Below are 21,399 nucleotides of genomic sequence, written 5' to 3' on the forward strand. Positions count from 1 at the left end.
AAGTTAAAATCTCCCTTAGAATGGCAATAGCGAGCGGATTGCATTTTTGCTCCTGCTCTAGTTTACTGGCCCTTGTAAACTTAACTATATAATTTTCTACTATTTATTTTATTGTTTTCTCGTTTGCCCCTTGTGCCGCAATGGCCTGTGTCTGCTATGACGATTTCCCCTGCTCCATCCACAAAAGCGGATATTCTAAACCACTTGCTGAAACAAGGACAAGCGACGGCCCACGCTTTGGCCCAGCATTTAAAGATTAGTCCCCAGGCTATCCGTCGTCATCTCAAGGATCTAGAAGGGGAAGGCCTGATCATTTTCCATGCAGTACAGGAAGGCATGGGCCGGCCCCAGCACTATTACCAACTAAGCAAGGAAGGGCGGGAACGTTTTCCCCAGCGCTACGGCGAGTTTGCCCTCTCCTTTCTGGATGCTCTGGTGGAAACCGTCGGCGAACAGCAGGTCGGTGTCGTTCTCCAAAAACAATGGCAACGCAAGGCCGAGACCTATCGGCGACAATTGGGAGACGGCCCCCGTCAGGCCCGGGTGCAAAAATTAGTAGAATTACGCCAGCAGGAGGGTTACATGGCAGAACTCCACTCCCTAGAGCCGGCGGATAGTGAAACTTTTGTCTTGGCCGAACACCATTGCGCTATTGCGGAGGTGGCAGAATCCTACCCCACGGTGTGCGATCATGAACTGGAAATGTTTGCGGCAATCCTACCGGATTGCACCGTAGAGCGTACCCACTGGCTTAATAATGGAGAACATAGCTGTGGCTATTTGATCCAGCCCAAGGTCTAGGGATTGTATGTTAACGCAGTACCAAAACATTCTGACGATTCAGACGGCAGGGAAATCCCTGCAACCCATTACCAGTCAAGTGCAAGCGGTGGTTAAGGCCTCGGGCGTTCAAACGGGCTTATGTACCTTATTTGTTCGACATACCTCGGCTTCACTCCTGATCCAGGAAAATGCGGATCCCGATGTTCTGAAGGATCTGGAAACCTTCTTTGCTCAACTAGTGCCGGAATCGCCCCACCGCTATCGCCACAGCACCGAGGGCCTAGATGATATGCCAGCCCATATTCGTTCGGCCCTGACCCAGACCTCAGAACAAATCCCCATTACCCAAGGACGATTAGCCCTGGGTACCTGGCAGGGGATTTACCTGTGGGAGCATCGTCAACGGCCCCAAGGCCGGTCAGTTATTGTTCATGTGAGTGGGCTGGATCGGGAGGATTAGACCATGTGGAGCTTTCCAGAATTCTTTGAGCACTGCGATGGCTACTGGAGTATTGAGCGTACTTACCATACTCCCAGTACTGGGGAAGTCGAGCGTTCCCACACGGACTACCATGTCACCCCTTTGACCGATGGAGAAAAACTGCCCCTTCTGGCGGTGGCTGGAGGCCAAGTGGTTTTTGATCAGGCCCTCCTCCGCCAAAATCCGGCCCTGATACCGGGTTTTCAAATTACCTTTGAGACCCTTTCGGAAAAGGGAGAACGCCGGGCCATGGGCCTTAAGGCCCTCTTTGTGTCCGATACCTATCTTCAAAAAGACGACAGTTCTCCCCTGGCCCTGCCCCTGGCCGCTGCCGTTGGGCACGACCCTGAGATTATTCAAGGCTACTACCTTCGAGATCACGGGTACGAAGAAGCCGGGGCCATTGCAGGACGGTTTACCTACCAACCCCAGCGTCATTGCCTGGAGATGACGACCTACTACCAGCAATCCGTTGCCGTTGATCAAATGCACTTTCTCGATGCCGCTACCCGGCTACGCACCATCACCACCTATCGACGTCCCTTGCTCAACGAAATCCCAACGGAGATTACCCTGGTGGGTTTTGGCCTGGAAAAGCGGTACAAATTTGCCGAAGCGCCCCAGGCTTGAGTCTCGTGTGAGCAGAGAGATTTGGTATAATATAATGCCCTATTTTTCCAACCCCCACGGGTTACATCCCCACCTATGCTCAGAGCCGGAATTGTCGGATTACCCAACGTGGGTAAATCTACCCTGTTTAATGCCCTTGTTGCCAATGCGAAAGCAGAGGCGGCCAATTTCCCCTTTTGTACCATCGAACCCAATGTGGGGGTGGTTTCGGTTCCCGATGAGCGCTTAGGGATTCTAGCCAAGTTGTCTCAATCGGAGAAAGTCGTCCCGACCCGCATTGAGTTTGTGGATATTGCTGGGTTAGTCAAGGGAGCCAGTCAGGGCGAGGGCCTGGGAAATCAATTTTTGGCCAATATCCGAGAAGTGGATGCCATTGTTCAAGTCGTGCGTTGTTTTGATGACGATGACATTATCCATGTGTCTGGTTCGGTCGATCCCGTGCGGGATATTGAAGTGATCAACCTAGAACTGGTGCTGGCAGATCTGGGCCAGGTCGAGCGGCGTTTAGAGCGCAGTCGCAAACAAGCCAAGGGCAATAAGGATTTTCAGGCGGAAGTGGCGGCCCTAGAAAAATTAGTGTCTGCCTTGAATGAAGGTATCCCGGCCCGGCAAGTGGCCCTGAGCGAAGAAGAAGCGGAGTTGATTAAACCCCTGGGATTGCTGACCCGGAAACCAATCATCTATGCGACGAATGTTGCTGAGGAAGACCTGGCCACGGGCAATGCTTGGGTGGAACAAGTCCGACCCGTAGCGGCCCAGGATCAAGCCATGGTGGTGGTGATCTCGGCCCAGGTAGAATCGGAATTGGTGGAATTGCCGGAGGAAGAGCGTACCGATTACCTGGCTTCGTTGGGGGTGACAGAAGGAGGCCTTAAATCCTTGATTAAAGCCACCTACGAGCTTTTGGGTCTAAGAACCTATCTCACCACTGGCCCCCAGGAAACGCGGGCCTGGACAATTCGGGCTGGCATGAAGGCCCCCCAGGCAGCCGGTGTGATCCATACTGACTTTGAGCGGGGGTTTATTCGGGCCGAAACCGTGGCTTATCAAGACCTCGTGGCCTGTGGTACGATGCAGGCCGCCAAGGAAAAGGGCCTAGTTCGCAGTGAAGGCAAGGAATACGTCGTCCAGGAAGGCGATATCATGCTTTTCCGCTTTAATGTTTAAAGATCGCTTGTTTCAGCATCACCCGTTGCTTTTTATCCACTGTACTTTTCTAATTCTGACGGAACTTCATGGGAGAAACGATTACGCTACTGTCCCAACGGGAAATTGAAAAAATGCGCCGGGCCGGCCGCTTAGCCGCTAAGCTCCTCGACCACCTGGCCCCGATGGTTAAGCCGGGGATCAGTACTCAGGAATTAAATGACGAGGCCGAGCGCTGGACGAAGGAACACGGGGCCATCAGTGCGCCCCTCGGTTATCCCGGTGCCCAGAATGCGCCGCCCTTCCCTAAATCTATTTGCACCAGCATTAATGAAGTCATCTGCCACGGTATTCCTAGCCCTGAGCGAATTTTGCAGGATGGCGACATTATCAACATTGATGTAACTCCTATCCTGGATGGCTACCACGGCGATACCTCCCGGACATTTTTAGTGGGAACCCCTTCTCCCGTTGCCCAAAAACTGGTGGCAGTTACAGAAGAATGCCTACGCTTGGGGATTGCCGCGGTGAAACCCGGTGGACGGGTAGGCGATATTGGAGCTGCGATCCAGGCTTACGCAGAAAGTCACGGCTTTTCCGTGGTAAGGGACTTTGTGGGCCATGGGATTAGCAATATTTTCCATACGCCGCCTCAGATTCCCCATTACGGTACTAAGGGGAAGGGTAAAAAATTGCGGCCCGGCATGGTGTTTACCATTGAACCCATGATTAACGAAGGCACTTGGGAACACACCTTGCTAGCGGATGGCTGGACGGCCGTTACCAAGGATGGCAAGCTCTCGGCCCAGTTTGAGCATACGGTTGCGGTAACGCAGTTTGGGGTAGAAATCCTGACCCACAACGATGATTGAACAGGCTTTTTTGACCATTGGTACCGAGCAATTTGAGACCGTGGTGGCTTTTTATCAGGCCTGGCTCCAGCAAGGCCCTGACCGCTACCAAGCAGAGCGTTATGCCGAATTTCATCTGCCGGGTTTAACCCTCGGGATTTTTCGGCCCCAATCCAGCCATCAAAGGGAATTTCAGTCCTCGACGGGTAGTGGCTTTAGCCTGTGTCTGGAGGTCACGAATTTAGAAACAGCCATTGCCGAGTTAACGGCCCTGGGTTATCCGCCCCGAAACCCCATACAAGAAACCTCCCATGGTCGGGAGGTCTACGGCTATGACCCGGCGGGTAATCGCATTATTTTGCACCAGATCTAGTAAGGGGTTGAATTCGATACCCTCTAAGGCCTAGGCTATGATTGAGGACGTAATCGTTTGCACAGGTTGTTCAAGATACTAATCCCGGATTGAGTTTTGACGCTGTAACTTGGCAATAAAAAAGCCATCCCGCTGGTGCTGATGGGGCAAAATTTGTAGCCAGCCGGTGGGGTTGGCCCAGTTGTCTGTTGAGTTGGGCCAAATAATTGGTTCCAGTTGCCAAGTAGGATGCTGGGTCAAAAAATTCTGTACAATAGCCTGATTTTCCAGAGCGTTAAGGGTACAAGTCGCATAAACTATACAGCCGTCCGGTTTTACCCAGGTTGCGGCCTGGGCCAACAGGGCCTGTTGTTGGGGAATCAGTTGCTGAATTTTTTCTGGGGCCTGGCGCCAACGAATATCAGGATTATGGTTCAGCGTTCCCAGGCCAGAGCAGGGAGCATCCACTAACACTCGGTCGGCTTGTTCCCCCGACGGTAGAGAAAACTGACGGCTGTCCCCTACCCAAGTCTGGATACTCGTCAATCCCAAACGCTCCTGGGTGACCACGAGTTTCTTGAGGCGTGAGGCCGTTTGGTCTAGGGCATAGATGCGTCCCTGGTCTTGCATCAGTTCAGCGATGTGGGTGGTTTTGCCGCCGGGGGCCGCACAGGCATCAATGATCGTTTCCCCGGCTTGGGGGGCCAGGATATGGCCGATCATCTGGGCGCTGGCATCCTGGACTGTCCACCAACCCTCCGTAAATCCTGGCAGGGCGGTAATGGCCCCGGCCCCCTTAATCAGCCGTAGGCCTTGGGGTAAATCATCAACGATCGTTGTCGCAACCCCGTGACTTTCTAAGGCCTGGACGACCCTTTCTCGAGAAACTTGGAGAGGATTAATGCGGAGGGTAATACTGGGGGTTTGATTGAGGTAATGACAGATCTGCTCCGCTGTTTCTGCTCCCCATTGCGCTAAAAAAATATCCATAATCCAGTCAGGAAAACTATGGAGTAGGCCCAGGCGTTGGCTTGGGTTAGCCGGAAGTATTAACGGATCGGTGCCCTGGTCTTGTTTGCGCAAGTACTGGCGCAGGATACCATTCACGACTCCACTCAATTTGCCTAGGCCCTTGGTTTTGGCTAAATCTACCGTGCTATGGACAACGGCTGCTGGAGGGAGATGACAAAGGTAGCGCAACTGGTAGAGGCCCAGATGAAGAATGCGGCGCAGATCAGGGGCCTGTTTTTGTATGGGTCGTTGGCTTAACTGTTCCACAAGCGCATCAAGGGTTCGTTGCCGTCGAATGACACCGTAGACTAACTCAGTCACAAAACCTCGTTCCATCGGTTCTAGGCTAGTGGGGCGCAGGATACGGTCAAGGGCCTGGTCGGGATAGCTTTGACGCTGGTCTAGATCGCGCAGGGCCAGGAAGGCAAGGTAACGGGGGGAGGTCATTGAAACGTGAGATAAAAACAGCAAAAAACGGCCGAGAGCCAAGAACGGCAAGAGTCTGAGCGAGTCACCGACGGATTCGCCGCTCTCCTCTACAATAGGGGATAATCATCGAGGCAAAGATTATGGCAAAGGATAGCAAGGGCGGTGGTTTATGGGTCGGCCTGGTTGTGGGAGGACTCATCGGTACCGCAACCGGCCTCTTACTTGCTCCGCGCTCTGGTCGTGATACCCGCCGCATTCTCAAAAAATCCGCCGAGGCCCTCCCTGAGTTGGTCGAGGACTTGAGTACCATGCTCCAACTTCAAACGGGCCAGCTCTCCGAATCAGCCCAGAAAAATTGGCAAGAGACCCTCAATCGTCTGCAAGAGGCCATTACTGCCGGGATTGAGGCTAGTCAAATGGCGGCCATTCAAGAGGAAAACGCCCATAATAGTCCCGCCAATAGCAGTATGACCAATCAGCCCCGCCCATGACCGAACCTCTATTCTGGCTCGCGCTATCCCTTGTTCTCGTATCCGTCAGTCTTGCTGCCGTTCTGGTCACGGCCCTACCAGCCCTACAAGAATTGGGTCGGGCAGCCCGCAGTGCCGAAAAACTTTTCGATAGTCTGAACCGAGAATTTCCGCCAACCCTAGAGGCCATTCGCTTGACGGGTCTAGAAATTAGTGAATTAACCGATGAACTGGATCAAGGGGTTAAAAGTGCAACGGAATTTATCCAAACCGTTGATCAAGGCCTGACGACCGCTAAGGCCACTGTGACAACCGTCCAGGGAACAAGCCAGCGTTTTTGGATAGGAGTTCGTACCGCTTGGCAAACTTGGCAGGGCCATCCCCCGGTAAAATACCAAGCAAAGCTCATTGAAAGACGTCGGGGCCGCGAGCGTTAGAATAGAATCGCCCGACCTAACTGTTTTAAACCCAGTTGGAATTGATCAGGACTGGGGAGATTTGTAGGTCATTGGTTGCAGATTTTACAGTTTAGCTATGCAAGAAAAGAATTAAAGAGTTTTGATAATTTATTAACTCTAAAGACAGGGCCTAATCTGGCTATGATGGGGGAGCAAAGACGATCGTCCCTGCCATAAATGTCGCCAAAAATACCATAGACAACGAGCCCTTTCGCTCACAATTGGCGTAGTATTCCATCCCTACCATTTTCTATGACTGACCCTATCCGTATTTTGATGTGTGCCCCTGACCACTACGACGTGGATTATGTGATTAATCCCTGGATGGAAGGCAATATCCACAAATCTTCCCGTGACCGTGCCGTGGAACAGTGGCAGAAATTATATGAAGTCATTAAAGGCTGTGCCATTGTGGACTTGGTAGCCCCCGCGAAGGGATGGCCCGACATGGTATTTACGGCTAATGCCGGATTAGTCCTGGGCAAAAACGTGGTTCTCAGTCGTTTTTTCCATAAGGAACGCCAGGGAGAAGAACCCTATTTCAAGGCCTGGTTTGCAGAAAATGGCTTTACCGTTTACGAATTACCCAAGGATCTGCCCTTTGAAGGGGCCGGTGATGCCCTCTTTGACCGGGAAGGACGCTGGTTATGGGCCGGCTACGGTTTTCGCTCTGAATTAGATTCCCATCCCTACATTGCCGAATGGCTAGATACCGAAGTCGTTTCCCTGCGTCTGATCGATGAGCGCTTCTACCATCTAGATACTTGCTTTTGTCCCCTCACGGGCGGTTATCTGCTTTACTATCCACCGGCCTTTGATGCCTATTCCAACCGCGTGATTGAAATGCGGATTCCCCCTGAAAAGCGGATCGTAGTGGCGGAACCCGATGCGGTGAAGTTTGCCTGTAATGCGGTCAATATTCATCAGACCATCATTATGAATCAGGTCAGTCAAGACCTGAAAAATCGACTCCAAGCCGTGGGCTTTGAAGTAATTGAAACGCCCCTAAGTGAATTCCTCAAGGCCGGGGGAGCCGCGAAATGTCTCACCCTACGGGTCACAGAGCCCATTCTCGAAACGGTTCATGCCAATGTTCCCATTGAGAGTCGGGTGGTACACATGGAGGGCCATTTGCTAGATGCCGGTCTCCTGAACCAGGCCCTGGATACCATCGTTGAAAATAGCGGCAGTTTCCGCGTGCTGAACTTCAACTTAGGGGTTGAGCGCAACAGTGTTTCGTCGGCGGAAGTCCGAGTTTCGGCCCCATCCCACGACATTATGGAAGGCATTATGACCCAACTGATCGAGTTGGGGGCTGTGCCACCGCCCCAGGAACTCTGTGACATTAATACAGAGGTGGTTACCCAGGCCGGGGTTGCACCGGATGATTTCTATGTCAGTACGATTTACCCCACGGAAGTCCGGGTCAATTGTGAGTGGATGCGCGTAGAAAACCAACGGATGGATGCGGCGATTGTGGTCGGTCAAACGGTCACTGGCCCTACGGCAACCTGTAAACTACTCCGGGATCTCCAGGTCGGAGACCGGGTGATGGTCGGCGTCGAAGGGATTCGAACCATTAAAAAAGTGGAATCCCACGAAGCAGGACGTAAGGAAAATAAAGAATTTGCCTTTATGGCCTCCGGAGTTTCGAGCGAACGCCGGGTGGAACTACTAGTAGAACAAGTAGCCTGGGAAATACGCAAAATTCGAGACCAGGGCGGCAAAATCGTGGTGACGGCCGGGCCGGTCGTGATTCATACCGGGGGTGCTCAACACCTGTCTCACCTGATTCGTGAGGGTTACGTTCATGCTCTCCTGGGAGGCAATGCCATCGCGGTTCATGACATGGAACAGGCCGTGATGGGAACGTCCCTAGGGGTTGACATGCAACGGGGGATTCCGGTGCGAGGCGGCCACCGTCATCACCTCAAGGTGATTAATACCATCCGGCGCTATGGTGGGATTCGTCCGGCGGTGGAGGCCGGCTTTATTCGCAAAGGGGTCATGTACGAATGCATTAAAAATCAGGTTCCCTACTGTCTAGCGGGTTCCATCCGCGATGATGGCCCGCTACCGGATACGGAAATGGATCTGATCCAGGCCCAGGGCCGCTATGCCGAGTTAATCCAAGGGGCCGACATGATTCTGATGCTATCCAGTATGTTGCACTCCATTGGGGTCGGGAATATGACCCCCGCCGGCGTCAAGATGGTCTGTGTGGATATTAATCCCGCCGTGGTCACCAAGCTGAGCGACCGGGGTTCCGTCGAATCCATTGGCGTTGTCACGGATGTGGGGCTCTTCCTGAGTCTACTGGTACAACAACTCAACCACTTGACTCAGCCCTATAGCCAAGAACAAGTCCTAGTTTAGTCGCCGGGTCGATAAATCTTCGCTATGGTGGGAAGCGACCCAATTCCTAAACAGAGGGCCTTTTCAATGACGAGTGATCAATTACTAATGCTGGTGGTATTGCTAATCCCAGGCCTACTGCTATCTGCCCTAGTGATGGGGAGTTTTGCCAAGGGAGGTTAAGGGGCCAGGGGGCCTTGTCGTTAGTCGGCTTGACGACGGGCTTACCCCCTGGTCTGCCGGCTCCTGAGGCCCAAGGGCTGACGCCGAAACCAGCCTCGTTTCCAGAAGATGAGTAATAGGCTGGCCGCAATGATCAGCATTACCGTTAAACACAACGCGTAACCCCAATACCAATTCAACTCCGGCATATTGAAGGGAGATTTTTCCGTATTAAAATTCATCCCGTAGATACCGGCAATAAAGGTTAGGGGAATAAAAACGGTGGAAATAATCGTCAAAACCTTCATAATCTCATTCATTTTCTGGCTCATTGCCGAGAGATAAACATCCATCAGGCTAGAGGCCAGCTCACGATAGGTTTCAATCACATCAATAATCTGGATCGTGTGATCGTAGCAATCCCGAAAATAATTAATCACCGTTGGGGAAATTAATACGGCATTATCTCGAATCAAGGTATTAAAAATCTCCCGTTGGGGCCAGATGGTACGCCGCAGGGCCAATAATTCTCGACGAACTTCATAGATCCCGTTGAGAGTGGTTTCATCGGGATGGGTGACGGCTTCCGTTTCTAGTTTTTCTAAACGATCACCGTACAGTTCTAAAACGGGGAAAAAATTATCAATAATGGCATCCAGCAGAGCGTAGCAAAGATAGTCCGCATTGAGGCGACGAATGGGCCCAATCCCTTTAGCTAGACGATGACGTACCGGCTCAAAAGGATCCCTGAGGGGTTCTTCTTGAAGCGTAATCAGATAGTTCTTGCCTAACACAAAGCTGATTTGTTCAATCCAAAAGCCATCCCCCGGCTTGGCGATTACCATTTGGGCAATGATTAATAAAAAATCTTCGTGGTACTCAATCTTAGGCCGCTGAGGAACATTAACAATATCCTCTAAAATCAGGGGGGGTAAATGGAAACAATCGGCTAACTCCCGGAGCAAAGGTTCGCTCCCCAGGCCCTGGACATCAATCCACGTAACCGAATCTTCTCCCTGGCTGAAGGCTAGACATTCCTTCGGGGATAAACGATGGGCACGATGGAGGTGCTCAGCACCGTAGTCAATCACCGAAATCTCGGTGGGATAGGCATCGGGAGCAATCTGTACCGTGCCGGGGGCACTACCAGGTTGATTATAGTAATAATCAAAAAGGTCAATTTCTTCGTTATTCAGAGAAGTTACAGAATTGGTCATAAAGTCATCAAAGGGAGATTTTTTCCATGAAATCATGGTTTTTCGGTGACCAAGCTGTCTTTAAGCTTTAATTTACATTGAACAAATAAATGCTCTGGCCATTGTATTTTTCAAGAAACAAATTCGCTACAATTTTCGCAGAAATATGATTGGTATTTTTAAGAAAATTAAAGTTTCGGATCTGAAACTGGAATTTGGCAATAATTCTAACTGTAAAATCTGTTCTCAGCAAGCATTACAAATAAGCATCTTTGTTTTACTTTTCTGCTAAAAGTTAGCCTCAACCACTGATTAAGTTGGCTTGTGAACCAACGTTTAGCCCTTCCCGATACTTTGCCAGGCTAGGCGGGCAGCTCCTAACATACCGGCTCGATTGCCCAATTCTGCCACCACAATGGTCAGATCTTCCCGTGTTGGGGCCAAGACTCGATCCTGAATTTCCGCCGTCAGGGCCGGTAAAAAATAGTCGGCACTGGCACTAATGCCCCCCCCTAAAATCACGGCCTGGGGCGTGAGCACGTAGAGCAAATTAGCCAGCCCTACCCCCAGTAATTGACCATAGCGTTCCCAGTAGGCCAGGGCCTCGGGAATCCCCTTAGCCGCTAATTGGGCCAATTCGGCTCCATTTTTGCCGGTTTCTCGCTGGATGGCCTGGGCGGAGACGTGCTGTTCCAGGGAACCCCGATTGCCACTATGACAATCCGGCCCGCGATAATCAATACTCAGCAGGCCCAATTCCCCGGCGGCTCCGTGGCGACCAACAAATAAATTGCCGCCCAGAAAAATGGCCCCGCCCACCCCCGTCCCCAAGGTGAGGAGAATAAAATCTTGAAAGTGACGGCCGGCCCCCAGCCAGGCCTCCCCCAACCCCGCACAATTGGCATCATTTTCCAATACGACCGGCAGGCCAATAGCGGTCTCTAACCAATCGGCCAGGGGCACATTGTGCCATTGCGGAAGGTTAATGGCCAATTTGGCTAACCGTCTAGACGCATCGGTTGGCCCTGGCATCCCCACTCCCAGGGCCTGGCAATGCTCGGTTTTCAGTCGCTGAATTGCTGGAATTAAGGCCTGGAGAACCGCTTCGGGAAAAGCGGGTTGGGGCGTGGGAACTGAAAAGGACGCGAGACAGGTGCCATCAGCTAAAAAACGACCGAGCTTAATGGCAGTACCGCCGAGGTCAATACCCATCACTTGGGCCTGGTTCATAACAAAGGAACAATAAGAGGACAAAAAGAACACTAGAATTGTTCAGCTTTTTTTAAGCATCTTTGGATTATCCATCAATTGTGTGAATAAACATTAAGAATTGTGTTATCAAAGTCAGCGGATTGCCTGGCCTGAAAAGCGGCAACATCCCGTGCCTAAATTATTTCAGCCATTGCCCCTAACCTTGGCCTGTAAAGTTCCCCCTCGACAAGCGCAATGCCCAGAACGACAATTCTAGACAGGATTTGGCTAGGTTCCTGTGATAGGGCCAGTCAAGTTGTGATGGATTTGCTGAAATTCTCCCCGAGATGGTTTTATGAAATTAGCCTACTGGATGTATGCGGGCCCGGCTCACATTGGTACTCTCCGCATTGCTAGCTCCTTTAAAAATGTCCATGCCATCATGCACGCACCCCTGGGGGACGATTACTTTAACGTCATGCGCTCGATGCTAGAGCGGGAACGCGATTTTACCCCCGTCACCGCCAGCGTGGTGGATCGCAATGTCCTGGCGCGGGGTTCCCAGGAAAAAGTGGTTAACAATATTGTCCGCAAAGACCAAGAGGAACGACCGGATCTGATCGTACTAACACCAACCTGTACCTCCAGTATTTTGCAGGAAGACCTGAAAAACTTTGTGGATCGGGCCCAGATGGATGCTCAGGGCGATGTCCTACTAGCGGATGTCAATCACTACCGCTTCAATGAACTCCAGGCCGCCGATCGTACCCTCCAACAGATTGTCCAGTTCTACTTAGACAAGGCCCGTCGTCAAGGGGAATTGCCGACCGAGAAAACCGCAACCCCTTCGGTCAATATCATTGGTCTGACTACCCTGGGTTTCCACAACAATCACGACGCGACGGAACTCAAGCGCTTGATGACGGATCTCGGCATTCAGGTGAACGTGGTGGCCCCCGCTGGCGCAACGGTTGACCAATTAAAAGATCTGCCCAAAGCCTGGTTTAATCTCTGTCCCTACCGGGAAGTGGGCCAAATGACGGCCCAGTATCTAGAGCGGGAATGGGGGATACCCTTTGTGGATATTACGCCCATGGGGGTGGTGGAAACAGCCCGCTGTATTCGTCAGATCCAAACGGTACTGAATGCCCAAGGGGCCGGGGTCGATTACGAAGACTACATCAATGAGCAAACCCTATTTATTTCCCAGGCGGCCTGGTTTTCCCGCTCCATCGATTGCCAAAATTTGACCGGGAAAAAAGCGGTGGTCTTTGGGGATAACACCCACGCCGCGGCCATGACCAAAATCCTAGCCCGAGAAATGGGAATTAAGGTGGTACTCGCGGGGACTTACTGCAAGTACGATGCTGAATGGTTCCAGGGCCAAGTCCAGGGCTATTGTGACGACGTTTTAATTAGCGATGATAACGGGGCCATTGCCGATGCTATTGCACGCTTGGAGCCTGCCGCTATTTTTGGAACCCAGATGGAACGTCATGTGGGCAAACGGCTCGATATTCCCTGCGGCGTGATTGCGGCTCCGATCCATATTCAAAACTTTCCCCTGGGCTACAAACCCTTCCTCGGCTACGAAGGCACCAATCAAATTGCCGACCTGGTCTATAACTCCTTTACCCTGGGCATGGAGGATCACCTCTTGGAAATCTTCGGTGGCCACGACACCAAGGAAGTCATTACCAAAGGCATTTCCGCCGACTCAGACCTGAGCTGGAACAAAGAGGCCCAGGCCGAATTGAATAAAATTCCGGGCTTTGTGCGGGGAAAAGTCAAGCGCAACACCGAGAAATTTGCTCGGGAGCGTCGGTTTGCTGAAATCACCCTAGAGGTGATGTACGCCGCCAAGGAGGCTGTCGGGGCCTAGGGTTTGATCATTTTGTCGGAGGTGGGCCATGACGGAACAAAACACCTATCTTGAATTCATCGACGAAGCCAGTAACGCTCATAAATTCTATGAAGTGAGGGTGATCGGTTCGACCGTTACCATTCGTTTTGGCCGTCTCCAGACCCAGGGCACCATCCAAGTCAAAACCTACGCCACGCCCGAACAGGCCCAAGCCGAGGCCAACAAGAAAATTCGGGAAAAACAACGCAAGGGCTATGGTCTGGCCCCGGCTCCCCCAGTTACCCCAGGGCCAGAGGCAACAACGACCATTGCCCCTATTTCTCCACTCTCTGAGCCAGCGGCAACAACAACCGTTAGCCCGATGACCGAGACTCCTAAGCCGTCTAATAATTCCTCAGCTGTCCTGGCTCAGACCCCTCCCACTATTTCCTTAAGTCAACCGGCCCCTTCTTCCTTGCCCCTGGCACCCTTCTCTCCGGCCAGGCCCCCGACACCGGAGATGATCCGCTGGCGCTTTGATTCGGGCTTTCCGGCCTTTGGCCTGGCGGTGGATGAAAACCATTGTTGGCTCGGCAATGAAAAGGGCCAAGTGTTTAAGCTGGATCACCAGGGCCAGGTCTTGCAAAAATATCAACTACCCGACGCGGTGAAATGTATTGTCACTGATGATATTTGGCTCTACGTGGGCTGTGACAATGGCAATATCTATGACCTAACTGGCAAATTTCCCTACCTGGCCTATGAGATCGAACGGGGCCTGGATCTCCTCTGGCTAGACATCTACGACGGCATGCTAGGGGTTTCTGATGCCAATGGGGGCCTGAGTAAAACCGACCCCGAGGGGGAAGTCCTGTGGAATCGGCTGAGTGGGGGCCGACTGGGCTGGATGCTCTGCTGTGATGCCCAGGGCTTTTACCATGGCCATACCAAAGGTGTCACCATGTACGAGTTTGAGACGGGTCGTCAAGCGTGGCATCAGGCCACCCTGGGGAAAGTACTCTTTGGTTGTCAAAACGGCGATCAGCTATTTGTGGCGACGAGCGGTAAGGTCGTCCAGAGCTTTCGTAAGACCGGAGAACCGCTGATGACGTATCCTTGCGAAGCCTCGGTGTATTGCTGTACAACGGATGCGACCGGTTCCTACCTCTACGCGGCGGATAGCTCGGCTTTTATCTATTGTTTTAATCAGGCGGGGGAACGGCTTTGGAAAGTAGCAACGGGGAATGGTTCGGCCCTATCGATGCAATTTTTTGACCAGGCCCTGTATTTTGTGACCAACCAAGGCCTGATGGTGGGCTGGGATTTGCAGGTGAAGGCCTCACCGGACTCCCCCCCGATCCAACCCCTAACCCCCGCGCCCAATCTCCCCAGTCAAGGCCTAGTGGCCCTCGAAACGACGACACAAAAGGGCCCAGGGGTGATTCTGGAATGTTTTCGTCAGGGCCAGCAATTGCGGGTACATCCCCTCTCGGAGGGCTATCATCGGGATTGGATGGTGCAATTTCCGCGAGATTTGCGGAGGGAAGGAGACCGCTACTGGGTGCAGGAACTGCGGGAAGCTAAACAGGGCGGCTACTACCGCACCTACGGCGATATTAAACGTCTGGTGGAGGATTAAGCATTCATCATGGCCTACCAGGACTATTACTTCCTGCATCGGGACGGCAAGGGTAGTTACCTGCTCCAACACCAAGAATCGGGACTGGTGGCAGGATGTCCCTTCATGGGTATGCCGGGAGAAAGTGCCTATGCGTTCTCGCGGGACTACGGTTCCGTTTGGTATCCCGGCCAGGCCCTAAATTGGGCTGATTTTCCAGAATTGGCCGACGTGCCTTTTTTCACCATTGGTTCCTGTGACAGTCTCGATAACTACTTCCATCGCCCGGAATGTCAGCCGGTCTGGCCCCTGTTGGCCACCTTTGCCAAACAACTTGCCTATAGCCCCTCTTTAAAAATCCCGCTGCCCGTTCCCCCTCAACAGCAGTGGCAGTATCAAGTTCCCAACCCCCATGGTTCCTGGACTATTCCCATTCTGGATCTCTGGGTTGACGATCAGGGTTGCTGGCTCTGTCTCCGGGATGGCCGCATTGTGGTGCTCAATCACCAGGGAGCCCTGATTCAGCAATACCAGTTACCGAAGGATAGTCATTGTTTGGCCCTTCTAGATGAAACACCCTACGTTGCTTGTCAGGACGGCAATCTCTACGAATTGACGGGGAAACTCCCCCAAGCCGTCTATGACCTCCGGCCCCTCAATCAGACCTACTACCAATATCTCATCCTGGCCCTGGAAGCCGGCCAGCATCATTTGGCCGTTGCCGATGCCTGCGGTTATCTAGAGGTTATCAATACCGAGTTAAGACGACAATGGCAACACCATGAACCCGACCATTGGCAAAGTTGGTTTCTCGGCAGTGATGAGCAAACGCTGTATCAGGGCCATTACCGAGGCGTCACGGCCTACGATTTAAGTACTGGAAAAAGACAGTGGTTTCAGGCCCTGGAAACGCCCGTGCTCTGTGGTTTAGTTACTACTGATTCTCTGATCATTGCCTGCGGGAACCGGACGCTCTACCGCTTGGGAAAAGTACCCGACCTCAAAACCCAGGAGGTCTCCGTTACTCCCTTCTATACCAGCACGGATATTCCCTACTGTCTGGCCCTCGCCGAGGATAGAACGTCTTTTTGGTTGGGGACTCATAATAGCCGATTAGAGCGACTCGATTTCACTGGTACCGTCAAGGATGATATCCAATTAGGGGTCGGCGGCATTACCGCGATCCAGGCCTGGCGGGAGGCCCTTTATGCAACCACCGGCCAAGGAATTGTTGTTAGTTTGCAGATACGAGACTGAATAGAACTGTGTATAAAGATGAAATCTAGAGGGAAAAGTAGCCAACAAGCATAAGCAAAATAGTTCGATTCTTCCCAAAAAATGGCCATAAGATCAGCAATATAGCTCTTGTATCCTTCTTTGTCGGGTTAGCGGTTCGTGCGCCATGTTTTGGAAACCGATTGATTCCTTCTCGGCTGACCAATTGGATTATCAAGGTTCCTACGACCCCACATTGGTCTTGCTCTCGATTGCCATCGCTATTTTTACCAGCTATATGGCCTTCTTGATGGCCCAGTCGGCGGAATCGGTACCCAGTAGAGGTTTACGGACGATTCTGTTGGGCTTCAGTGGGGCAGTAATGGGAGTCGGTATTTGGGCCATGCACTTCATCGGTATGCTCAGCTTTGAGTTGCCCTGTCCGATCCGCTATCACTTGGGCATTACCGTTCTGTCGATGCTCCCAGCCATCGCCGCCAGTATTTATGTCTTGGGTTATCTGGGCCGTAGTCAACCCACCGTCAAACAATTGGCCTGGGGAGCTGTTTGGTTTGGCCTCGGGGTCGGCACGATGCACTACACCGGGATGGCGGCCCTAAGCCTCCATGGCAACATTTACTACGAAATTCCCCTCTTTCTGCTCTCCATTGTTGTTGCCGTCGTTTTAGCCTGGATCGCCCTCTGGTGCCACTTCTACGCCCACCGATTTTTCCATCAGCACAACCAATATCGACTCTGGAGTTCCGCCTTGGTCATGGGCCTAGCAACGACGGGAATGCACTACACGGCCATGACCGCCTCCCATTTTATCTGTAGTCCCTGGGCAGACCTCTTGATTCAAGGGATTGATATCCGCGAAGTGGCCATCGCCGTTGCCTTGGTGAGCATTCTCCTGACGGGGGGAGCGATGTCCATTGTCCTGCGGGAAAGCGTGGTTCAGCGCCAACAGCAAAAAGTCCTTTCCGATACTGAAGCCTGGTACCATCGCATCCTTGAACACGCCCCCGAAGGAATCCTGATTTTGGATGCCCAGGGCCAGATTATTCTGACCAATCCCTCCCTGGAACGCATTTTTGGCTACAGCCCAGGAGCATTGATCGGGCAAACGATTGCTAGTCTCGGCCTCGAAGATCTCCTACAACAGGCCCTGCCGTGGCGCCATTCCAGCGAAACCCAGGGCCCGGTCTGTCTTCTAGAGCAACAGGAATTTGAGGTGATGGCTACCCGTCGTGATGGTTCAACGTTTCCCGTTGAAGTGGGCCTAGCGAGTTTTCCTTCCCTCCAACAAAAGGACATTAACATCTTCGCCTCTATCCATGACATTAGTGCGCGTCACCAAGCCCAGCAAGAAATTCTGCAACAGCGCGAACATCTGCAATCCATTCTCGACCGGGCCCCCGTGGGGGTGGCCATTACCATCGACGGCATCACACGCTTTGCCAATCCCCATATCATCGAGCTAGTGGATCTCAAGGTGGGAGATGCGCCCCAGAAAATCTATGCTGACCCCATGGAGCGAGAGCAGATGCTCCAGGAATTGTTGCAAACCGGTTTGAGCGAAGGGGGCTTTTATAAAATGTATGGCCCAGATGGTCAACTGCGGGATGTGATGGCCACCTTTATGACCACCGTCTACGAAGGCCAAGCGGGTATTTTGGGCTGGCTGACTGATATTAGTAAAATCAAGGCCGCCGAAGCGGAAATGCAACGGGCGAAGGAACTGGCCGAAGAAGCGAACCAACTCAAAGCGGATTTCCTCGCCAACATGAGTCACGAGATCCGTACCCCGATGAACGCCATTATTGGCATGACCCACCTGGCCCTGAAGACCGACCTCACCCCCCGTCAGCGGGAATATTTACAGAAAATTCAGACCTCGGGCCAGCATCTGTTGGGAGTGATCAACGACATCCTCGACTTTTCCAAAATTGAAGCCGGTAAACTGCCTATGGAAAGCATTGACTTCGACCTGGACAAGGTGCTGGATAATGTTTCGGCCTTGATTAGTGAAAAAGCCACGGATAAGGGTCTAGAGCTACTATTTGACATTGACCGCAATCTGCCCCGTCACTTTATCGGCGATCCCCTGCGTTTGGGACAAATTTTGATTAACTATGCCAACAATGCCGTTAAATTCACAGAGACAGGGGATATTACGATTGTCGTCAAATTGCAGGAATACCGTGACGAGGATGTCGTACTCTACCTCGCGGTGAAAGATACGGGCATTGGCCTCAAACCGGAACAAATGGGCAATCTTTTCAACAGTTTTCAACAGGCCGATAGCTCTACGACCCGTCGGTTTGGCGGAACTGGACTGGGTTTAGCTATTTGTAAGCGCATTGCTGAACTGATGGGGGGCACCGTCGGGGTTGAGAGTGAATACAGCCAGGGTAGTACTTTTTGGGCCACAATCTGCCTGCGCAAGAGTAACCTGCCGCCCCGTCGCCTGGTCTTAAGCCAAGATATAGAAGGGAAAAAAGTCTTGATTGTTGATGATAACGACCATGCCTGCTTGGTCATGAAAGACTTGCTGGAGCCGATGAAATTTGTGGTGGATACGGTTCACTCTGGTCGGGAAGCCTTAGCCCTTGTGATCGAGAAAGATACCAGTGCCAATCCCTACGACCTCATTTTTGTGGATTGGCAAATGCCCAATATGGACGGCTTGGAAGTCGCGCGTCGTCTTGAAATAGCCGGTCTTCACCATCCGCCCTCAATTTTCATTGTGACGGCCTATGGTCGGGAAGAACTGTTTGTTAAAGCGAAGACAATGGGTATCGTCGATGTCTTGGTAAAACCGATCAGCCCCTCCGTTTTGTTTGATAGTTTGGCCCGGGCCCTCGGAGATACTTCAGGGATCGCAACAGAAACGAGGGAACTTCGAGAAACCCTGACAGAAGACTGGTCCTTGGAAAGACTCAAGAGGATTCGGGGGGCCCGCATTCTCTTGGTGGAAGATAATGACGTTAATCAGGAAGTGGCAGCTGAGCTATTAGAAGACGCGGGCTTTTTAGTAGATGTCGCAGCTAATGGCCAGATTGCAGTGGAAAAAGTACACTCCTCCCCCTACGCCTTGGTACTGATGGATATGCAAATGCCGGAAATGGATGGCGTTGAAGCCACGAGGATCATTCGTCAAAACCCCGATTACGATACCTTGCCGATTGTGGCGATGACAGCCAATGTGATGGAAGGAGACCGACAACGTTGTTTGGAAGCCGGTATGAATGACCACCTCGGTAAACCGATTGAACCCGATGAACTCTGGAAAAAATTACTCCAGTGGCTCCCCGCTTCGTCCGAGACCCCAGCCCCCCCTGAGGGTTCCTCTGGCCCAGGGCCAACCATAAATGAAGCGCTGGCCCTTCCCCAGGGGATTCCTGGCCTCAACCTCGAAGACGGCCTGCGACGAGTCCTGGGCAAGCAAACGCTCTACCTCAATATGCTTCGTAAATTTGTAGCTGGGCAAAAGTCCTTTGAGGCCGAGATCACTACGGCCCTCGATGGGGAAGATACGGCCCTCGCGGAACGTCTGGCCCATACCCTCAAGGGAGTTGCTGGTAATATTGGGGCCAGTGAAGTGCAACAGGCCGCCGCCTGCCTGGAAAAAGCGATCAAGGAGGGCCAACCTCGACGGGAAATTGAGGCCTATCTCGCAGAGGTGACCTTTCCCCTGCATCAGGTGATCGAGGCCTTAGAAGCTCAACTAACACCGTCCTCCCCTACCCCTACTGTTCTCAGTCAATCCCCGGTGGATTTAGCACAAGTCAAATCTGTCTGTCAGCGCTTGGCCCAACTCCTCCAGGAGGATGATGCGGAGGCTGCGGATTTTCTGCAAAACCATCGTGATCTGCTTAGCCAGGCCTTTCCCGGCCATTATGCGGCTATCGCCGCTGGCATCAATGCCTTTGACTTTGAAGCCGCCCTGATGGCCCTGAATTTGGCCCTGACGGCAGAGACAGACTCACAACCAAATTAGGCTAGAGTAGGTTGTGACTTTGATCGGTTCCCCACTCAGGTTATTGGGTCAGCAGTTCAGCTTTACCTCTAGCCGTCACTTCACTCCCCTCAATCAACTGATGGATACCTCCTCCTCCCCTAACCTGAGAGCAACCATTCTCGTTGTTGATGATTCCCCCGACACCTTGACCCTGATCAGTGGTTTACTCAGGGATCAATACCGCGTCAAAATTGCCAATCGAGGAGAACAGGCCCTGGCCATTGCCACTACTACGCCTCAGCCCGATCTGATCCTCTTGGACATTATGATGCCAGAGATAGACGGTTACGAAGTCTGTACTCTACTGAAGGCCAAGGCCTCAACCCAGAATATTCCAGTGATTTTCCTAACGGCTAAAACCGAGATTGAAGATGAGCAGTATGGCTTTGAACTGGGGGCTGTGGACTACATTACCAAACCCGTCAGTCCGCCCATTCTCTTGGCGCGGGTTAAAACTCACCTCAATCTCAAGAGTGCCTACGACCGTCTACAGCGTCTGCTTAAGTTTCGGGAAGATATGGTCAACATGATTGTCCATGACCTACGCAACCCCCTCTCCAGCATTCTGCCCATCACCGATACCCTCCTAGAGAGTCCGGAGCTGCCCCCAGAACGTCGGCAAAAAATGCTCCAGTTAATTCAAACCGGCGGCCAGCAACTGCACATCCTGGTAGAAGACCTCCTACTCAAAGCCAAATTAGAATCCAGTACCCTAAGCCTCAAGCGTCAGCCCACCAACCTCTGTGACCTCTGTGAGTTGGCCCTGAAGGAATTAGAGGCTATGGCCGCTCGCAAGCAAATCCACCTCTGCACCCAATTCCCCCTACCCCCCCACCGCTTCATCAACGTTGATGCTCTACTGTTTCGGCGGGCCATCGAAAACCTGATTACCAATGCCATTAAATTTTCCCCCTCCCAGAGTGAAATAACGGTTTCAGTCCATTATCCCGAAACAAAGGGAGCCGTCATTTCCGTCGCCGATCAAGGCCCAGGCATTGAAAGTAGTCTACGGGAATGTATCTTTGAAAAGTACGAAATTGGCCCTACCCTAGATGGTGTTCCCCAGCTTGGTTTGGGACTAGCCTTTTGCAAAATTATTGTTGAAGCTCACGCCAGTAAAATCAGTGTGGCCGATAATCCCCCTCAAGGCTCGATATTCACTATTGAAATTGATCACTAATCTT

The 21,399-nt window shown here is 52.1% G+C and carries 17 protein-coding genes; 14 read left to right on the top strand and 3 right to left on the bottom strand.

Annotation, left to right across the window (positions count from 1 at the left end; all coding sequences use genetic code 11):
• The first annotated feature begins 156 nt into the window (after positions 1 to 156).
• The 6 genes from sufR to ABXS88_RS05950 all read left to right on the top strand — a co-directional run bounded on the left by sufR (position 157) and on the right by ABXS88_RS05950 (position 4,264).
• Entirely contained in the window at positions 157 to 801 is a 645-nt protein-coding gene (gene sufR / locus ABXS88_RS05925) for an iron-sulfur cluster biosynthesis transcriptional regulator SufR (protein WP_353674260.1), read from the top strand.
• A 7-nt stretch (positions 802 to 808) separates the two neighbouring features.
• Positions 809 to 1,243, top strand: a complete 435-nt coding sequence (locus tag ABXS88_RS05930; protein ID WP_353674261.1) for a secondary thiamine-phosphate synthase enzyme YjbQ — start codon at positions 809 to 811, stop codon at positions 1,241 to 1,243.
• Between the two features lie 3 nt (positions 1,244 to 1,246).
• Positions 1,247 to 1,894 (top strand): phycobiliprotein lyase, encoded by a 648-nt coding sequence (locus ABXS88_RS05935; RefSeq protein WP_353674262.1) that lies wholly within the window; start codon positions 1,247 to 1,249, stop codon positions 1,892 to 1,894.
• Between the two features lie 75 nt (positions 1,895 to 1,969).
• Entirely contained in the window at positions 1,970 to 3,061 is a 1,092-nt protein-coding gene (gene ychF, locus ABXS88_RS05940; RefSeq protein WP_353674263.1) for a redox-regulated ATPase YchF, read from the top strand.
• 68 nt (positions 3,062 to 3,129) lie between these two features.
• The gene (gene map / locus ABXS88_RS05945) at positions 3,130 to 3,912 is read left to right on the top strand and encodes a type I methionyl aminopeptidase (RefSeq protein WP_353674264.1); all 783 of its coding nucleotides are present in this window, start codon (positions 3,130 to 3,132) and stop codon (positions 3,910 to 3,912) included.
• Positions 3,905 to 4,264, top strand: coding sequence for a VOC family protein (locus ABXS88_RS05950; protein ID WP_353674265.1), 360 nt, complete (start codon positions 3,905 to 3,907; stop codon positions 4,262 to 4,264). Before map ends, ABXS88_RS05950 begins: the two co-directional genes overlap by 8 nt.
• 78 nt (positions 4,265 to 4,342) lie before the next feature.
• On the opposite strand, the gene ABXS88_RS05955 is transcribed toward ABXS88_RS05950, so the two are convergent.
• Positions 4,343 to 5,701 (bottom strand): 16S rRNA (cytosine(967)-C(5))-methyltransferase, encoded by a 1,359-nt coding sequence (locus tag ABXS88_RS05955; protein ID WP_353674266.1) that lies wholly within the window; start codon positions 5,699 to 5,701, stop codon positions 4,343 to 4,345.
• Between the two features lie 122 nt (positions 5,702 to 5,823).
• On the opposite strand from ABXS88_RS05955, the gene ABXS88_RS05960 reads away from it, so the two are divergent.
• From ABXS88_RS05960 to ABXS88_RS05970, 3 genes are all read left to right on the top strand, one after another.
• Entirely contained in the window at positions 5,824 to 6,174 is a 351-nt protein-coding gene (locus tag ABXS88_RS05960) for a YtxH domain-containing protein (RefSeq protein WP_353674267.1), read from the top strand.
• Positions 6,171 to 6,590: a DUF948 domain-containing protein gene (locus tag ABXS88_RS05965; RefSeq protein ID WP_353674268.1), complete on the top strand. Its 420-nt coding sequence runs from the start codon at positions 6,171 to 6,173 to the stop codon at positions 6,588 to 6,590. The genes ABXS88_RS05960 and ABXS88_RS05965 overlap by 4 nt, the downstream gene beginning before the upstream one ends.
• A 273-nt stretch (positions 6,591 to 6,863) precedes the next feature.
• Positions 6,864 to 8,987: a TIGR00300 family protein gene (locus ABXS88_RS05970; RefSeq protein WP_353674269.1), complete on the top strand. Its 2,124-nt coding sequence runs from the start codon at positions 6,864 to 6,866 to the stop codon at positions 8,985 to 8,987.
• A gap of 203 nt (positions 8,988 to 9,190) precedes the next feature.
• Here the strand turns inward: ABXS88_RS05970 and corA are convergent, their stop codons facing one another.
• Positions 9,191 to 10,381, bottom strand: a complete 1,191-nt coding sequence (gene corA / locus ABXS88_RS05975) for a magnesium/cobalt transporter CorA (protein WP_353674270.1) — start codon at positions 10,379 to 10,381, stop codon at positions 9,191 to 9,193.
• Between the two features lie 279 nt (positions 10,382 to 10,660).
• Complete coding sequence (locus ABXS88_RS05980; protein WP_353674271.1) at positions 10,661 to 11,554, bottom strand: ROK family protein; 894 nt, start codon at positions 11,552 to 11,554, stop codon at positions 10,661 to 10,663.
• Between the two features lie 316 nt (positions 11,555 to 11,870).
• Here ABXS88_RS05980 and bchB point away from each other — a divergent pair, with 316 nt between their 5' ends.
• From bchB to ABXS88_RS06005, 5 genes are all read left to right on the top strand, one after another.
• The gene (bchB, locus tag ABXS88_RS05985) at positions 11,871 to 13,397 is read left to right on the top strand and encodes a ferredoxin:protochlorophyllide reductase (ATP-dependent) subunit B (protein WP_353674272.1); all 1,527 of its coding nucleotides are present in this window, start codon (positions 11,871 to 11,873) and stop codon (positions 13,395 to 13,397) included.
• A gap of 28 nt (positions 13,398 to 13,425) precedes the next feature.
• The gene (locus ABXS88_RS05990; protein ID WP_353674273.1) at positions 13,426 to 14,997 is read left to right on the top strand and encodes a WGR domain-containing protein; all 1,572 of its coding nucleotides are present in this window, start codon (positions 13,426 to 13,428) and stop codon (positions 14,995 to 14,997) included.
• Between the two features lie 9 nt (positions 14,998 to 15,006).
• Entirely contained in the window at positions 15,007 to 16,233 is a 1,227-nt protein-coding gene (locus ABXS88_RS05995; protein WP_353674274.1) for a hypothetical protein, read from the top strand.
• Positions 16,234 to 16,378: 145 nt separating this feature from the next.
• Positions 16,379 to 20,194: a response regulator gene (locus ABXS88_RS06000; protein WP_353674275.1), complete on the top strand. Its 3,816-nt coding sequence runs from the start codon at positions 16,379 to 16,381 to the stop codon at positions 20,192 to 20,194.
• A gap of 13 nt (positions 20,195 to 20,207) precedes the next feature.
• Complete coding sequence (locus ABXS88_RS06005; RefSeq protein ID WP_353674276.1) at positions 20,208 to 21,395, top strand: response regulator; 1,188 nt, start codon at positions 20,208 to 20,210, stop codon at positions 21,393 to 21,395.
• The last annotated feature ends 4 nt before the right edge of the window (positions 21,396 to 21,399 follow it).

The organism is Synechocystis sp. LKSZ1, assembly GCF_040436315.1.
Classification (GTDB): domain Bacteria; phylum Cyanobacteriota; class Cyanobacteriia; order Cyanobacteriales; family Microcystaceae; genus Synechocystis.

Coding starts and splice junctions, on each gene's coding strand:
- sufR (WP_353674260.1), top strand. CDS start 157: ATGACGATTTCCCCTGCTCCATCCACAAAAGCGGATATTCTAAACCAC.
- ABXS88_RS05980 (WP_353674271.1), bottom strand. CDS start 11,554: ATGAACCAGGCCCAAGTGATGGGTATTGACCTCGGCGGTACTGCCATT.
- ABXS88_RS05995 (WP_353674274.1), top strand. CDS start 15,007: ATGGCCTACCAGGACTATTACTTCCTGCATCGGGACGGCAAGGGTAGT.
- ABXS88_RS05970 (WP_353674269.1), top strand. CDS start 6,864: ATGACTGACCCTATCCGTATTTTGATGTGTGCCCCTGACCACTACGAC.
- ABXS88_RS05955 (WP_353674266.1), bottom strand. CDS start 5,701: ATGACCTCCCCCCGTTACCTTGCCTTCCTGGCCCTGCGCGATCTAGAC.
- ABXS88_RS05950 (WP_353674265.1), top strand. CDS start 3,905: ATGATTGAACAGGCTTTTTTGACCATTGGTACCGAGCAATTTGAGACC.
- ABXS88_RS05990 (WP_353674273.1), top strand. CDS start 13,426: ATGACGGAACAAAACACCTATCTTGAATTCATCGACGAAGCCAGTAAC.
- ABXS88_RS05960 (WP_353674267.1), top strand. CDS start 5,824: ATGGCAAAGGATAGCAAGGGCGGTGGTTTATGGGTCGGCCTGGTTGTG.
- ABXS88_RS05935 (WP_353674262.1), top strand. CDS start 1,247: ATGTGGAGCTTTCCAGAATTCTTTGAGCACTGCGATGGCTACTGGAGT.
- ychF (WP_353674263.1), top strand. CDS start 1,970: ATGCTCAGAGCCGGAATTGTCGGATTACCCAACGTGGGTAAATCTACC.
- ABXS88_RS06000 (WP_353674275.1), top strand. CDS start 16,379: ATGTTTTGGAAACCGATTGATTCCTTCTCGGCTGACCAATTGGATTAT.
- ABXS88_RS05965 (WP_353674268.1), top strand. CDS start 6,171: ATGACCGAACCTCTATTCTGGCTCGCGCTATCCCTTGTTCTCGTATCC.
- corA (WP_353674270.1), bottom strand. CDS start 10,381: ATGATTTCATGGAAAAAATCTCCCTTTGATGACTTTATGACCAATTCT.
- map (WP_353674264.1), top strand. CDS start 3,130: ATGGGAGAAACGATTACGCTACTGTCCCAACGGGAAATTGAAAAAATG.
- ABXS88_RS05930 (WP_353674261.1), top strand. CDS start 809: ATGTTAACGCAGTACCAAAACATTCTGACGATTCAGACGGCAGGGAAA.
- bchB (WP_353674272.1), top strand. CDS start 11,871: ATGAAATTAGCCTACTGGATGTATGCGGGCCCGGCTCACATTGGTACT.